Below are 15,227 nucleotides of genomic sequence, written 5' to 3'. Positions count from 1 at the left end.
CCCTTGCTACGCCGCCCGCGTCCGATGCTCAAGCCTGTTGCAGTACCAGCACCCGCTGGCCGGCACGCACCGCGGAGCCGGGCTGCACGTGGATTGAACTGACTACCCCGTCGCAGGGCGCGACCACGGGTATTTCCATCTTCATCGACTCCAGAATTACCAGCACATCCCCGGCCTTGACCTGAGCGCCTTGCTCGACCTGAACCTGCCACAGGTTGCCGGCGATGTGGCTCTCGACCCCCTGCTGATCAGCCAGCAGCGGGGCTTCTTCAGTGTCTTCGGGGGTGGCTTCTTCACTTTCGTAATTGGCCTGCCCGCTGGCAATCCAGCGCTCCCGCTCGGCCCTGAACGCGGCCTGCTGTTGCTGGCGAAATGCCTGAATACCGTCTGCCTCCTGATCGAGAAAAGCCTGGTAATCATTCAGGCGCAGTTCGGTTTCTTCAATGCGTAGCGGGTAGCGTCCCAGCGGGAATTCGCGGCGAATCACCTGCAATTCATCGGCGCTGACGGGGTAAAAACGGATCTGGTCGAAAAACCGTAGCAGCCAGGGCATGCCACCAAAGGCCTCGACTTCACGGTAGCGATTCCACATCTGCAGCGTGCGGCCGACGAACTGGTAGCCGCCAGGCCCTTCCATGCCGTACACACACATATAAGCGCCACCGATGCCCACCGAGTTCTCCGCAGTCCAGGTGCGGGCCGGGTTGTATTTGGTGGTGACCAGGCGGTGGCGCGGGTCCAACGGTGTGGCGACCGGTGCGCCCAGGTACACGTCGCCCAGGCCCATGACCAGATAGCTGGCCTCGAACACGGTCCGGTAGACCTCATCCAGATTCGGCAGATCATTGATGCGGCGAATGAATTCCAGGTTGCTCGGGCACCAGGGGGCGTCCTTGCGCACGGTGGTCATGTACTTGTCGATGGCCAGTTGGCACGCCGGATCGTCCCAGGACAGCGGCAGGTGCACGATGCGCGAGGGCACCTTGAGATCCCGTGCGCTACAGACCGCTTCCCAGGCATCCTCGACGATGCGCAGCAACCGATCTATCGGGAGCGTCTCCGGCTGATAGTGCACCTGCAGCGAGCGTATGCCCGGCGTCAGATCGTTCACGCCCGGCAACTGCATCGCCTCCAGCGATTGCATCAGCGCGTGCCCGCGAAAGCGCAGCACCAGGTCGAGCTCTGGCTGGCCAATTTCCAACAATAGATGAGTATCGCCGGACAGCCGCGCGACCAGGCGCGTATCGTCTTCGCCGATATCCAGCACGATCGGTGATTCCGGCACGACCGCAGTGCTGCTGGCGGGGCAAAGCGGCTGCAACTGCTGGATGGCCTGGTTACGCAGCACAGCCAGTTCGCGTGCGGTTTCCAGCGCTACCGGGATAAAGCGTACCCGGTCGCCAGCCTTGAGCTGGCCCATCTGCCACAGATCGGCCTCAATGATGCTCACCGGGCAAACGAAGCCGCCCAGGCTCGGCCCATCAGGACCGAGGATCACCGGCATGTCGCCGGTAAAGTCCACGGCGCCGATGGCGTAGGGGTTGTCATGAATATTCGAGGGGTGCAGTCCGGCCTCGCCGCCGTCTTCGCGCACCCACTCGGGTTTGGGTCCGATCAGTCGTACGCCGGTGCGGCTGGAGTTGAAATGCACTTCCCAGTCGGTATCCAGAAACCGCTGCATATACGCCTGGGTAAAATATTCTGGCGCCGCGTGCGGGCCGTAGATTACGCGCAGTTCTCTGACGGCCGGCAAGCTGGTGCGCATGTCCTCGGCCAGACTCTCGCCTGCGTGGGCATCAGTTAGTGCCGGTAGATGCAGCACGTCACCCGTGCGCAGCGCGCGACCGGCATGCCCACCAAACTGGCCCAGGGTGAAGGTGCTTTTGCTGCCCAGATAATTCGGCACCTGCACGCCGCCACGCAGTGAAAGATAGCTGCGCGCCCCCGTGCCAAGAATGGTGCCCAGGGCCATTTGGCTGCCAGCCTTGATCAGCAGACTGGTATGCATCGGCTGCGGCTCGCCATCAACGTGCAGCGGGATCTCGGCACCGGTCACCGCGACCACCGCATCGGTGTTGAACTTCAGCGTTGGGCCGGTCATGGTGATTTCCAGGCCGGCGGCGTCGCTCGGATTGTTCAGCAGACGGTTGCCCAATCTTAACGCGAGATTATCCATCGGCCCGGAAGGCGGTACGCCAACAGCCCAGTAGCCGAGACGACCGGGTACGTCCTGCACGGTGGTTTGCGTACCACCACTGACCACTTCGAAGGTATTGGCCTGATAACTAAGCTGCTCCAGACAGCGGGTCCAGGGTTCCCCGCTGGCAAAGGGCGTATCCAGCAGAATCTGGCGAATATATTCGATATTGGTTTCTACGCCATACAGCTGCGTGGCGCCAAGGGTGCTGTGCAGGGCGGCGCGGGCTGCTTCTCGGGTAGGTTCCCAGCAGATGATCTTGGCGATCATCGGATCAAAGTAGGGCGGGATCTCGCAACCGGCTTCCACCCAGGTATCGATGCGCAAGGCTTGCCCGTTGGCGTCCGGAAAGTTCACCGCGGTCAGCAAACCGGGGCAGGGCTGGAAATCGCGGCCAGGATCCTCGGCATACACCCGCGCCTGGATGGCATGGCCCTGGGCTTTCAGGTCCTTGCCCAGTTCGGCCAGCGGCGGCAGATCGCCGGCCGCCAGCTCGATCATCCAGCGCACCAGGTCCACACCCCAGACCTGCTCGGTAACGCCGTGCTCCACCTGCAGACGGGTGTTGACCTCGAGGAAATAGAATTGTGCGGCTTCGCTGTCGTAGACAAACTCCACAGTACCGGCGCTGCGGTATTGCACGGCGCTGGCCAGCTGGATCGCGGCCTCGCACAGCGCATCCGCCATACCCTCCGGCAGATTGGGTGCGGGGGTTTCCTCAACCACTTTCTGATTGCGCCGCTGCACCGAGCAGTCGCGCACGCCCAGAGCCAGCACGCCGCCCTGACCATCGCCGAATACCTGTACCTCCAGATGCCGGGCACGCTGGATGTATTTTTCGATAAATACACCGGCATCGCTGAAGTTGTTCTGACCCAGACGTTTGACCGTTTCAAAGGCATCACTCAACTCGGTGGCGTTCCAGCACACACGCATGCCGATGCCGCCGCCACCTGCGGTACTTTTCAGCATGATTGGGTAGCCGACCTGCTCGGCAGCGGTGAGCGCTGCAGCCACGCTGTCCAGTAGCTCAGTACCTTCGAGCATGGGAACACCATGCTGTTTGGCCAGCGCGCGGGCGGTGTGCTTGAGGCCGAACACTCGCAGCTGTTCCGGGGTCGGGCCAACAAAGGCGATGCCCGCCGCCTCACAGGCCTCGGCGAAAGCGGCGTTTTCCGAGAGGAAGCCGTAGCCTGGGTGAATTGCCTGGGCGCCGCTTTGCCGGGCGGCATTGAGGATTTTTTGAACATCCAAATAAGTCCCGGTTGCGGCGCCTTCGCCGAGGGAGATTGCCTCTTCGGCCTGCTGAAGGTGCAGGCTCGCTGCATCGGCTTCGGAATACACGGCCACGCCGCGAACGTCGAGGCTTTTCAAGGTGCGCAGGATGCGGCAGGCAATGGCGCCGCGGTTGGCAATCAACAAGGTATCGAACATGGTTGTTCCTCGGCCAGGTCGTCCTGGTTCACTACTTAATGCTCCCTGGGTCGTCCCGGAGCTATACCGTTGTTAGCTGGAGGCGCGCGACTTACTGGTCCCAGACCAGTATTTCCGCCGGCGTCGGGTTATAGCCGTTGCACGGATTATTCAGCTGCGGGCAGTTGGAAATCAGGATAATGATGTCCATGTGTGCGACCAGCTCGACGTATTTGCCCGCGCCGGAAATGCCGTCTTCAAAGGTCAAGCCGCCTTCGGGCGTGACCGGCACGTTCATGAAGAAGTTGATATTGGCGCTGATGTCGGCCTTGGTCAGGCGCCCGTCATGCAGGCTGGCGCGCAGAAAGTTGTCGCGGCAGCTGTGCATATAGCGGGTGTTCAGCGCATAGCGCACGGTATTGCTTTCCTGAGCGCAGGCGCCACCGAGGGTGTCGTGGCGGCCACAGGTGTCGGCGCTGATGGTCAGCATCGGGTTGCCCATGTTGCTGTAGAGCACGCTTCCCGCGGTCAGGTAGACGCTGTTCTGACGGCGCAGGGTGCGTTGCACGTCATAGCGTTCACGCGGGTTGCTGGCGCTGTAGAACAGTGTATCTACAGCCTGATTGCCCTCCAGATCCAGCAAGCGCACGGTCTGGCCGGCCTTGATGTCGAGCATGAAGGGTTCGCCAGCGGCAATGTGGCTGCGCAAGCTGGCGTTGTCTGGCTGTTTGTCGCTGTGGGTCAGTGTCATGGTGTGGCCCTCAGAGGTGAATGCGATCGGTGTTGTACAGGCCGCGCACATTTTCTGCGCGGGTGTTGCGGCAGAGCACGGTGATGCCGTCATCGGCGACCTGATGCCAGCTGAGCTGGACCGGTTTGGGTGCGTACTGCGGATTCGGATCCATGGGGTGTTGGAGTGCGGTCAGTACCACGAGGGTATCCATCGGTGCGTAGAGCTCTATCAGATCGCCGGCAGCGGAATTATTCGCGTGGAATTGAAAGCGACCTTCCGCATCGATGGTGACCTTGCTGAACAGGTTCAGCGTCATCAGAAGATCCGCGAGGTTCATGTTCCACTTACCCATCTCCACCAGCAGATTATCTACACCGTTGCGGAAGAAACCGTTGCGCAGTTCCTGATAGCGGCCTTCGCCATAGTGGGCTTTGACCTCTTCGGCATTCAGTACACCGCCGAAACTGTCACTCCACCCACAGGTATCGGTGACGATGGCGGCCAGCACCCGGCCCATGTCGGAATACAGGCAGTGGCCGGCGGTGAGTTTGGCGGTGTGTTGGCACTTGAGGCTGTCTGGCAGGTTCAGGCGCTCACTTTTTTCATGGGCGTTGAACAGCATCATGCTGACATTGGCGCTGCCTTCTATATCGGTCAGGCGTAGCAGTTGGCCGCGCTTTAGCACGAACGAGGTGTGGCCACCACCGGGCAGTGTTTCTTCAAATAGTGTGGTGCGCAGAGGCGCTGGGATAGTCATGCAGAAGCTCCTTGCAGATCAGGTGTCGCCGCTTTGCCAGTAATGCGCTCCGGCAGCGCATCCAGTGCGGCGCGGGCTGCCAGTCGATCACTGTTCAGGGGAATGTCGTAGGTGATGCGCGCGCCATAGGCGCCGGGGGCCTGCGGGTCGATACGGGTCTTGTCGAATACCATCAGGCGGGTACCCAAGGTGAAGCCTTCGCTCAGGTCATGGGTGACCATGAATACCGTGAGGCCGGATTTCTTCCACAGGGACAGCAAGAGCTCATGCATGTCCTTGCGGATGCCGGGATCGAGTGCGCCGAAGGGTTCATCCAGCAACAATATGCGCGGCGTTTTGACCAGCGCCTGGGCAATCGCCAGACGCTGTTGCATACCGCCGGACAGGGCATGCGGATACTGATTCAACGCATGACCAAGGCCGACCGACTCGAGTATGGCCACGCTGCGATCACGGGCCTCCTTGCGCTGGCTGCCGAACAGGCGTCCGAGCAAGGGCGAGCTCTGCAGTTCGAGCCCGAGCATCACGTTGCCCAGTACCGTCAGGTGCGGGAAGACCGAGTAGCGCTGAAATACCACGCCACGCTCCGGGCCGGGTTCGGCAGCCAGCGGCTCGCCGTCCAGCAGGATTTGACCCTTGCTGGGTTTTTCCTGACCTAACAGCAAACGCAGGAAGGTTGATTTGCCGCAGCCGGAGGCGCCAACCATGGTGATGAACTCGCCACTGGCGACGTCCAGGTTAAGGTTTTCCAGCACGACGTTATCATCGTACTGCTGCCAGACGTTCTGAATGGAGATGGCGCTCATATCAATGCGCTCCCTTGGGTTCGAACCAGGGAAAGAGCGCCCGGCAAATGCCTTTCAGCGCGCGATCCATGATGAAGGCCAGCAGTGTGATCCAGGCGACATAGGGCAGAATCACGTCCATGGCCAGGTAACGGCGGACCAGAAAGATGCGGTAGCCCAGGCCGTCGGTGGAGGCAATGGCTTCCGCGGCGATCAGAAACAGCCAGGCCGGCCCCAGTGCTAGGCACAAGCCCTGCAGAAGCCGGGGCAGCAGTTGCGGCAGCACGACGCGGATCAGTACCTGCCAGGTATTGGCGCCCAGGGTCTGCGCCTTGACCAGCAGCTCGGTGGGTATCTCGCTGACCCGTTGTTGCATATCGCGGATCAGCACCGGTGTTATACCGATGACGATCAGCATGACCTTGGACAGCTCGCCCAAGCCCAGCACGATAAACAGAATGGGTAGAATCGACAGCGGCGGAATCATCGAGATTACCGTTACCAGCGGCGACAGCGGATTGCGCAGCAGTGGAATCAACATGGCCATGCCGAGCACCAGGCTGGTTACTGCAGCGATGCCCAGACCGGTACCCAGACGTTTCAGACTGGCGCTGGTGTCGTCCCACCAGAGATAGGCGCCAGTGCGTTTGTCCGGGGTAAAGGCCATGCGATCGACCGCGTCGGCCATCTGGGTAAAGCTCGGTAACAGCTTATCGTTGGGATTGTCTGCCAGGCGTGCCTGCGAGCTTGCGAGGTATAGCAATAGCAGCAGGGCGAAGGGCAACAGCACCAGACCCAGATGCAGTACGCGGCCGGGTTTGCGGTTCATCAGACGCGACATAGACGGCTCCCTGCCAGAGGGAAAGTGCGCAGCGGCGAGACAATCTGGAATAAAGGTACGACAGGCATGGCAGTCTCCACGGGTTACAGGTAACGAGATCTCAGCTGTCTGAGGCTCTCCCGGGCTTTTATCCCGCCGTGTAACCCCCTCGCGGAGGTCGACAACTCTCGGACCAGTCATCTGCCAGGCAGATCGGAACCCTAGTTGTCCATTGGTGCCAATTTGTATTTAACCCGGGGGCGAGGCCCGGCCAGGCTAGGCTACGTTGTTGGGGTCAGACAGACCCGGATCTCGTATGCGAGGTTAAACAATGCAGGGGTTGTGCCAACGCTGACAATTACAGCTATCCGGGGGCTGCACTGCAATGGAGCACAAAGCGCCGGGGCGAACCGGGAATTTTCTGCCTCGAGGTGGTGCGCGGCAAGCACTGTTATGGTGCGCCGCTATACTCCACTTGCCGCTGACGCCGAACCCGGCTAACCTTGCTCCTAAGAGTTGGCTGGACAGTCGCCGTATCGCTTTGCGGTAGGGAGGAAAGTCCGGGCTCCATAGGGCAGAGTGCCAGGTAATCCCTGGGGGGCGTGAGCCTACGGAAAGTGCAGCAGAGAGTAGACCGCCGATGGCCTCGTAAGAGGATCAGGTAAGGGTGAAAGGGTGCGGTAAGAGCGCACCGCGCGACTGGCAACAGTTCGTGGCATGGTAAACCCCACTCGGAGCAAGACCAAATAGGAACCCTTGGGTGTGGCCCGCACTGGGTTCGGGTAGGTTGCTAGAGGCAGTCAGTGATGGCTGTCGTAGAGGAATGACTGTTCACGACAGAACCCGGCTTACAGGCCAACTCTTATTTTTATCTCTCGTCGTCAAAACCCCTCCTGTTAGATCAAAAAAATCTTAATCGTGATAATTCACTTTAACTATGGATGGCATCCATCTGTAGGTTATGAAGTTGATCCCGGATAGTTAAGGTCATATCTCTTCAATACCCCTGTTTTTGCTACTAAACCCCTGCCACATAACACTTTTTTCGTGAACTCCTTACTTGACGGTGCCTGCGTCGGGTTCCTATAGTGTGCCGAAGTGGTATGAAGTGGGTAAAAGTGGGTTGTTTTGGTAAAAGACGCCCGATAAGCAGCATTTTCATCAGGGGAAGCGATCAACGTGTTCCGAGGAGCCAACGCCATCAATCTGGACGCCAAAGGGCGACTGGCGATGCCTGCGCGTTATCGCGACCGGCTCCTGGGCGCTTGCGGTGGTCAATTGGTTGCGACCATTGCTCTGGAAGATCGTTGCCTGTGGATCTATCCCCAGGCTGAGTGGGATGAGATTGAAGAAACCCTCGGCAACCTGCCTAACATCAATCCTCAGGTGAAGCGCATGCAGCGCCTGTTGATCGGTAATGCCAATGATATCGAGCTGGACAGCAACGGCCGCTTCGTTGTGCCGCCGCTGTTGCGCGAATACGCCGGGTTGGACAAAAAGGTCATGCTGGTTGGCCAAGTGAACAAGTTCGAGCTCTGGAGTGAAGATGCCTGGGAGGCTACCACCAGTGCCTACCTCAACGAAGTGCAGGACGTTGGCGCGATGCCGACCGAGCTGCATACATTGAGGCTCTGATTATGGAAACGCTTTACGGACACGTCAGTGTACTGCTCGATGAGGCCCTTGATGGTCTTGCAGTGCGCCCCGGCGGCCTTTATGTAGACGGCACCTTCGGGCGCGGCGGACATAGCCGCGCGGTGCTGGCAAGGCTCTCCGAGGAGGGCCGGCTGATCGGCTTCGACAAGGATCCGGAGGCTATCCGGGTCGGTGAACAGCTGGCGGCCGAAGACGGCCGCTTTGTCGTTATACAACGCTCTTTTGCCGACATGGCCGAAGAGTTGCGCCAGCGCGGCTTGCATGGCCAGGTCGATGGCGTGCTGCTGGATCTGGGTGTGTCCTCGCCGCAGCTGGATGATGCCGAACGCGGCTTCAGCTTTATGCAGGACGGACCGCTGGACATGCGCATGGATCCGACCAGCGGCCAGAGTGCGGCTGAGTGGATCAACAGTGCAGCGGAAGAAGACATCGCCACCGTGCTCAAGGAGTACGGCGAAGAGCGCTTCTCCAAACGCATGGCGCGGGCTGTAGTGACGCGCCGCGCGCAACAGCCGTTTTCCCGCACAGGCGATCTGGCTGAAGTTCTCAAAGAGGCCAACCCGGCCTGGGAAAAGCACAAGCATCCGGCTACCCGCGCGTTCCAGGGCATCCGCATCTTTATCAATCGCGAGCTGGATGATCTGGCGGACGGCCTTAAAGCCGCGCTGGACGTGCTGGCGCCGGGCGGCCGTCTGGCTGTCATCAGTTTCCATTCCCTTGAAGATCGCATGGTCAAGCTGTTCATGCGGCGTGAAGCCAAAGGCGCGCCATTGCCGCGCGATCTGCCGATCCGCGACGCCGATATTCAGGTCAGCATCAATTTGGTGGGTAAGGCGATCAAGCCCTCTGCCGCCGAGGTCGCAGGAAATCCCCGAGCCCGAAGCGCGGTGCTACGCATTGCGGAGAAACGCTGATGAGCAGCCAACTGCCTCTACTGGTCGAGCGTCACCGCCTGCCGCGTAGCAGCGGTTGGCTGGCGATCGTCTGGGTATTGGTCGTGGTCAGCGCGCTCGCCGTGGCCTATAGCGCCCACTGGAGTCGGGTCATGCTCAATGATCTGGCGGCGGAAATGTCCCAGCGTGAGAAGGCTCAGGCAGAGTGGGGGCGCTTGATTCTCGAACAAAGTACCTGGACTGCGCACAATCGCGTCGAATCATTGGCCGCCAGCCAGCTGAATATGCGAGTGCCCGAGGCCGTTGAAGTGATTCTGGTGAAGCCATGATGAAGTTCAAGCCGAGCTTCACCCTGCCGCCGTGGCGCTTTCTGGTGGTCATCGGCGTATTGGCGATATGTTGCTTGGCGATATCCTGGCGTATTGTCGAGTTGCATGTGCTTGATGATGGTTTCCTCAAGGGCGAAGGGGACAAGCGCAGTGTCCGCCATACCGTTATTCCTGCGCATCGTGGCCTGATTACCGACCGGCATGGCGAACCCATGGCCGTTAGTACGCCAGTGCTGACGCTCTGGGCCAATCCGACCCAGTTGATCGGCCATGAGGCGCGCTGGCCCGAGCTGGCGCGCGCACTGGGCACCGACCCTGCGACCTTCGCCGAACGCTTGAAAGCCAATGCCTCACGCGAATTCATCTATCTGCGCCGACACATGACGCCACAGGATGGCGAGAAGGTCGTGGCGCTCAAGATACCCGGCGTTTACAGCATCGAAGAATATCGGCGCTTCTATCCTACCGGCGAAGTGGCAGCGCATCTGGTGGGTTTTACCAACGTCGATGAAGCAGGTCAGGAAGGTCTAGAGCTGACCTACAACGATTGGTTGCAAGGCGTACCCGGCAAGCGCCAAGTGCTTCAGGATCGTCGTGGCCGTCTGATCAAGGATGTGCAGGTCGTCAGCAATGCGCGGCCAGGCAATGATCTGGCGCTGTCCCTGGACTTGCGTCTGCAATATATCGCTCATCGCGAGCTGCGTGAGGCGCTCAAGCAGTTTGGCGCCAAAGCAGGGTCTGCCGTGCTGGTGGACATTCGCACGGGCGAAATTCTGGCTATGGCCAATCACCCCAGCTACAACCCGAACAATCGCTCCAATCTCAAGCCCGATATGATGCGTAACCGGGCTTTGACCGATGTATTCGAGCCCGGCTCGCCGATCAAGTCCTTTACCGTTGCCGCCGGCTTGATGACCGGCCGCTATGAGCCCACCACCGTGATGGATACGCGGCCTGGCACCATGCGCGTGGCGACCATGACAGTTCGGGATTTTCGCAACTACGGCATGCTGGATTTGTCCGGTGTGATCCTGAAGTCGAGTAACGTCGGCGTGGTCAAGATCGCGCTGGATATTGGCGCGGAAAGTATCTATGACTTGTTAAGCAAGCTGGGATTTGGCGAGTACACCGGGATTGGATTTCCCGGTGAAAGCACCGGCAGCTTGCCCGCTCGTCGACGCTGGCCCCCGGTCGAAACCGCGACTCTGTCTTATGGTTACGGCCTGTCGGTCACGGCAACGCAGTTGGCTCAGGCCTATGCCACTTTGGCGAATAACGGCCGCCGCCTGCCCTTGTCGCTGTTAAAGGTAAACGAACCCCAAACCGGGGAGCAGATCATCCCTGAAGAAGTCAGCAAGCAATTGCTGACCATGCTTCGCGGCGTTGTCGACGGTGAAGGTGGGACTGGCTCGCGGGCAAGAGTGCCCGGTTATCAAATAGGCGGAAAGACCGGCACTGTGCACAAGACCGAAGCGGGCGGCTATGCCAAGCACCGTTATCGCTCGGTATTTGCCGGCATCGCGCCCATCAGCAACCCGCGCTTCGCCGCGGTGGTAGTGATCGACGAGCCCAGCAAGGGCGACTACTACGGCGGCCTGGTCGCGGCACCGGTATTTGGCGAAATCATGTCTGGTGCATTGCGACTGATGAACGTGACGCCGGATGATTTGCCGGCGTTGCAGCAGGTCGAGTTGCCACCAGCCAAACCAGAGGAGGGGTCACGCGGATGATGCCTCTCAAGCAGCTGTTTCCAGATTGGCACGGCGAGTCGGTGATGATCGACGGTCTGGCCCTGGACAGTCGTCAGGTCAAGCCAGGTGTGTTGTTTCTGGCGGTGCCCGGGTTGAAGCAAGACGGTCGCAAACATATTCCTCAGGCGCTGGCCTGTGGCGCGGCGGCGGTAGCCTACGAAGCCGGCGGCGCCAATGTACCTGCCGCGTCCGTACCGATGCTGCCGATCAGCGGCCTGGCAGCGCAATTGTCGGATATCGCCAGCCGTTTCCATCAGCAGCCCAGCAAACACCTGCGGGTGATCGGCGTGACCGGTACCAACGGCAAAACCAGCGTCAGTCAGATGTTGGCGCAGGCTTTGGGCTCGCTGGGCAAACGTTGTGGCGTTATCGGCACTTTGGGCAGTGGCATGCCGGGAGACCTGTCTGATCACGGCATGACCACGCCTGACGCGCTTCGCGTGCAAGAACAACTCGCCACCCTGCAACAGCAGGGTGCAGGTTGGGTTGCCATGGAAGTGTCTTCCCATGCACTGCAGCAGGACCGGGTTGCTGCAGTTGAATTTGATCTCGGCATATTTACCAATCTGAGTCGCGATCACCTGGACTACCACGGCGATATGGCCAGCTATGCTGCGGCCAAGGCGCGTTTGTTCGAGCGCCCCCTGCGCGCGGCTGTCATCAATCTGGATGATGCCTTTGGCGCCGACCTTATCGCTCGCTGCACCGGCAAGGTCACTACCTACAGCCTGGAAAATACCCGTGCCGATATCCACTGCTCCGCTATTCAATATGGTCAGCAGGGCATACAAGCGCTGGTGCATGTAGCAGGCCTGTCTGCGCCGCTGCACAGCCCGCTGCTCGGCGCGTTCAACCTGGCCAATTTGTTGGCCGTGCTGGGCGGTCTATTGGCAATGGACATCCCGTTGCCTTCTGCTGTAGCCGAGCTGGCCAAGCTGCAGGCGCCGGCTGGGCGTATGCAACGCCTTGGCGGTGATGGCAAGCCGTTGGTAGTCATTGATTACGCGCATACCCCGGATGCACTGGAGAAGGCTCTGGGTGCTTTGCGAGCGCATGCAGACGGCAAGCTGACCTGCGTGTTTGGCTGTGGCGGCGACCGGGATACTGGCAAGCGGGCTTTGATGGGCCAAGTGGCTGAGCAGTTGGCCGATCAGTTGGTGGTTACCGATGACAACCCGCGTAGCGAAGCGTCTGCCACCATTATTGCCCAGGTGCTGCAAGGTGTTGAACGGGCTGAGGCTGTGCGAGTCATAGCCAACCGTGCGCAAGCCATCGGTGACAGCATCGCCCAGGCGCAGGCCGGTGATCTGATCCTGGTGGCCGGCAAAGGTCACGAAACTTATCAGGAGATTAACGGGGTGCGTCATCCTTTCAGTGATATCGAACAGGCCGAACGTGCCTTGCAGCAGTGGGAGCTAGCACATGCTTGAAGCCATGCAGCTATCACAACTGATCAAACCGCTGGGCGGCAGCCTGGTGAGCATTGATGCGCGCTTTGACAGTGTCAGCATCGATGCCCGCCGCATGCAACCTGGCGGGCTGTTTGTTGCACTCTCAGGCGAGCGTGTAGACGGTCACGATTACGTGGTCCAGGCGCGTGCTGCGGGGGCTTCAGCTGCTCTGGTATCGCACAGCGTGAATGATCCGCTGCCGCAATTGCTGGTGCATGACTGCCGCTACGCCTTGGGTCAACTCAGTGCCCTGGCGCGTAAGGCATTTCAAGGGCCGGTAGTCGCCATCACCGGTTCCAGCGGCAAGACCACGGTTAAGGAAATGCTTGCGGCTATCTTGCGTGAACGCGGCCAGGTGTTGGCGACCCGCGGCAATCTGAATAACGAGCTGGGCGTGCCGCTTACTTTGCTCGAGCTTGGTGCTGAGCATCAGTTTGCAGTGATTGAAATGGGCGCCGCTGCTTTAGGCGATATCAACTACAGCATGGGGTTGGCCAAACCTACGCTGAGCGTGTTGACCAACGCCGGTATGGCGCACGTTGGCCGTTTCGGTAGCCCGGAAGCCATAGCCCGAGCCAAGGGTGAAATCATTACCGCGCTGGGCCAGGAAGGGCAGGTGGTGATCAACCTGGATAGCCCCTGGTTTGAAGAGTGGTACCAGCAGCTTGGCAAACGTAAATCTCTAGCATTCAGCCTGGATAACCCGACAGCCGAGCTGCGGGCCGAATCCGTTGAGCTGGACGAGCGCGGCTGCCCGGGCTTTTTGCTCGTCACCCCGCAGGGCTCGATCACCGTACAGATGAATCTGCTCGGCCGGCACAATATTGCCAATGCACTGGCGGCGGCTGGTGCAGCGCAGTTGCTGGGCACTGACCTTGAGCTGATCCGCCGGGGGCTAGCACGCGTCAAGCCGGTGGCTGGCCGGGTAACACCGCTTGAAGGTAAGCAGGGTTCCTTGATCATAGATGACAGCTACAACGCAAACCCGGCATCGGTGAAGGCCGCTATCGACATTCTCGCCGATCTGCAAGGCACACGCATCCTGGTCCTTGGCGACATGGGCGAGCTGGGTGAGTGGGAAGAGGAAAGCCATCGCGAAATCGGCACTTATGCTCGCGAACAAGGCCTGGATGGTCTGTATGCCGTTGGCCGTCTGTGCGCGCTCGCCGTGGACAGTTTTGGCGCTGATGCGCGGTTGTTCGGCAGCCGTGCAGAACTGATCGAAGCGCTCGTACCTCAGCTTGATGCCAACACGCGAGTGTTGGTCAAAGGTTCGCGAAGTGCCGGCATGGAAGAGGTCGTCGCCGGTTTGCAGGCGATGCATCAATCCGATAATAACAACGACAAGGCCCGCTGACATGTTGCTGCTGCTGACCCAATACCTGCAACAGTTCTACACCGGATTCTCAGTATTCCAGTACCTGACGCTGCGCGGGATTCTCGGCGTATTGACCGCATTGGGTTTAGCTCTGTTTCTTGGCCCCTGGATGATTCGCACGCTGAGTTTCCGCCAGATCGGCCAGTCCGTGCGTAATGATGGCCCGCAGTCGCATCTGTCCAAGGCCGGCACCCCGACCATGGGCGGCGCGCTGATCCTGATGGCCATTGGTGTCAGTACCCTGCTGTGGGCCGATCTGAGCAACCTTTATGTATGGGTTGTGCTTGGCGTGACCTTTGCCTTTGGTGCGATAGGTTGGGTGGATGATTACCGCAAGGTGGTAGAGAAAAACTCCCGTGGCCTGCCCTCGCGCTGGAAGTATTTCTGGCAATCGGTGTTTGGTCTGACTGCCGCGGTTATCCTGTATATGGCCGCCGACTCGCCAGTTGAAACCACCTTGATCGTGCCCTTTTTCAAGCAGATCGAGTTCCAGCTGGGCGCACTGTTCATTCTGCTCACCTATTTCGTCATCGTCGGCTCCAGCAACGCGGTCAACCTGACTGACGGCCTGGATGGGCTGGCGATCATGCCCACGGTGATGGTTGGCGGCGCGCTGGGGATTTTTGCCTACCTATCTGGTAACGCGCGCTTTGCCGAGTACCTGCTGATTCCTTATGTCCCCGGCGCTGGGGAGCTGATTATCTTCTGTGGCGCGCTGGTTGGTGCCGGCCTTGGCTTTCTCTGGTTCAACACCTATCCCGCTCAGGTATTTATGGGCGACGTCGGTGCGCTGGCGCTCGGCGCGGCACTCGGCGTAATTGCCGTGATCGTTCGGCAGGAAATCGTGCTGTTCATCATGGGTGGCATCTTTGTAGTGGAGACCTTGTCGGTGATCGTTCAGGTCGCCTCGTTCAAGTTGACCGGGCGCCGGGTCTTTCGCATGGCGCCGATTCATCACCATTTCGAACTGAAGGGCTGGCCGGAGCCGCGCGTCATCGTGCGTTTCTGGATCATTACCGTAATCCTGGTGTTGGTCGGTTTGGCCACACTGAAACTGCGTTGAG

At 59.9% G+C, this 15,227-nt stretch carries 12 protein-coding genes, 1 other RNA gene and 1 riboswitch; of the genes, 8 read left to right on the top strand and 5 right to left on the bottom strand.

What is annotated here, in order from left to right:
• Positions 1 to 28: 28 nt before the first annotated feature.
• The 5 genes from uca to EAO82_RS18100 all read right to left on the bottom strand — a co-directional run bounded on the left by uca (position 29) and on the right by EAO82_RS18100 (position 6,726).
• Positions 29 to 3,631, bottom strand: coding sequence for an urea carboxylase (gene uca, locus EAO82_RS18120; protein WP_096345187.1), 3,603 nt, complete (start codon positions 3,629 to 3,631; stop codon positions 29 to 31).
• A gap of 91 nt (positions 3,632 to 3,722) precedes the next feature.
• The gene (locus tag EAO82_RS18115) at positions 3,723 to 4,361 is read right to left on the bottom strand and encodes an urea amidolyase associated protein UAAP2 (protein ID WP_096345186.1); all 639 of its coding nucleotides are present in this window, start codon (positions 4,359 to 4,361) and stop codon (positions 3,723 to 3,725) included.
• 10 nt (positions 4,362 to 4,371) lie between these two features.
• Complete coding sequence (locus tag EAO82_RS18110; protein WP_096345185.1) at positions 4,372 to 5,100, bottom strand: urea amidolyase associated protein UAAP1; 729 nt, start codon at positions 5,098 to 5,100, stop codon at positions 4,372 to 4,374.
• Positions 5,097 to 5,906 carry an ABC transporter ATP-binding protein gene (locus EAO82_RS18105; RefSeq protein ID WP_096345184.1) on the bottom strand — a complete coding sequence of 270 codons (810 nt, stop codon included), beginning with the start codon at positions 5,904 to 5,906 and terminating at the stop codon, positions 5,097 to 5,099. The genes EAO82_RS18110 and EAO82_RS18105 overlap by 4 nt, the downstream gene beginning before the upstream one ends.
• Before the next feature lies 1 nt (position 5,907).
• Positions 5,908 to 6,726: an ABC transporter permease gene (locus EAO82_RS18100; protein ID WP_096345183.1), complete on the bottom strand. Its 819-nt coding sequence runs from the start codon at positions 6,724 to 6,726 to the stop codon at positions 5,908 to 5,910.
• Positions 6,727 to 6,840: 114 nt separating this feature from the next.
• A riboswitch (guanidine-I (ykkC/yxkD leader) is annotated at positions 6,841 to 6,941 on the bottom strand.
• A 276-nt stretch (positions 6,942 to 7,217) separates the two neighbouring features.
• Here EAO82_RS18100 and rnpB point away from each other — a divergent pair.
• The 8 genes from rnpB (at position 7,218) to mraY (ending at position 15,226) form a co-directional block, all read left to right on the top strand.
• Positions 7,218 to 7,572: RNase P RNA component class A (gene rnpB / locus EAO82_RS18095), an RNA gene on the top strand.
• 312 nt (positions 7,573 to 7,884) lie between these two features.
• Entirely contained in the window at positions 7,885 to 8,340 is a 456-nt protein-coding gene (gene mraZ / locus EAO82_RS18090) for a division/cell wall cluster transcriptional repressor MraZ (protein WP_096345182.1), read from the top strand.
• 2 nt (positions 8,341 to 8,342) lie between these two features.
• Positions 8,343 to 9,275, top strand: coding sequence for a 16S rRNA (cytosine(1402)-N(4))-methyltransferase RsmH (gene rsmH / locus EAO82_RS18085; protein WP_410402917.1), 933 nt, complete (start codon positions 8,343 to 8,345; stop codon positions 9,273 to 9,275).
• Positions 9,275 to 9,583 (top strand): cell division protein FtsL, encoded by a 309-nt coding sequence (gene ftsL, locus EAO82_RS18080; protein WP_096345180.1) that lies wholly within the window; start codon positions 9,275 to 9,277, stop codon positions 9,581 to 9,583. Before rsmH ends, ftsL begins: the two co-directional genes overlap by 1 nt.
• Positions 9,580 to 11,313, top strand: coding sequence for a peptidoglycan D,D-transpeptidase FtsI family protein (locus tag EAO82_RS18075; RefSeq protein ID WP_096345179.1), 1,734 nt, complete (start codon positions 9,580 to 9,582; stop codon positions 11,311 to 11,313). Before ftsL ends, EAO82_RS18075 begins: the two co-directional genes overlap by 4 nt.
• Complete coding sequence (locus EAO82_RS18070) at positions 11,313 to 12,764, top strand: UDP-N-acetylmuramoyl-L-alanyl-D-glutamate--2,6-diaminopimelate ligase (protein ID WP_096345281.1); 1,452 nt, start codon at positions 11,313 to 11,315, stop codon at positions 12,762 to 12,764. The genes EAO82_RS18075 and EAO82_RS18070 overlap by 1 nt, the downstream gene beginning before the upstream one ends.
• Positions 12,757 to 14,142, top strand: a complete 1,386-nt coding sequence (gene murF, locus EAO82_RS18065; protein WP_096345178.1) for a UDP-N-acetylmuramoyl-tripeptide--D-alanyl-D-alanine ligase — start codon at positions 12,757 to 12,759, stop codon at positions 14,140 to 14,142. Before EAO82_RS18070 ends, murF begins: the two co-directional genes overlap by 8 nt.
• Position 14,143: 1 nt before the next feature.
• The gene (mraY, locus tag EAO82_RS18060; protein WP_096345177.1) at positions 14,144 to 15,226 is read left to right on the top strand and encodes a phospho-N-acetylmuramoyl-pentapeptide-transferase; all 1,083 of its coding nucleotides are present in this window, start codon (positions 14,144 to 14,146) and stop codon (positions 15,224 to 15,226) included.
• Position 15,227: the final 1 nt, after the last annotated feature.

It is taken from the genome of Halopseudomonas pelagia, from assembly GCF_009497895.1.
GTDB lineage: Bacteria > Pseudomonadota > Gammaproteobacteria > Pseudomonadales > Pseudomonadaceae > Halopseudomonas > Halopseudomonas pelagia_A.
Note: the sequence above shows the minus strand (reverse complement) of the source record. Positions and strands in the feature narration are given on the sequence as shown.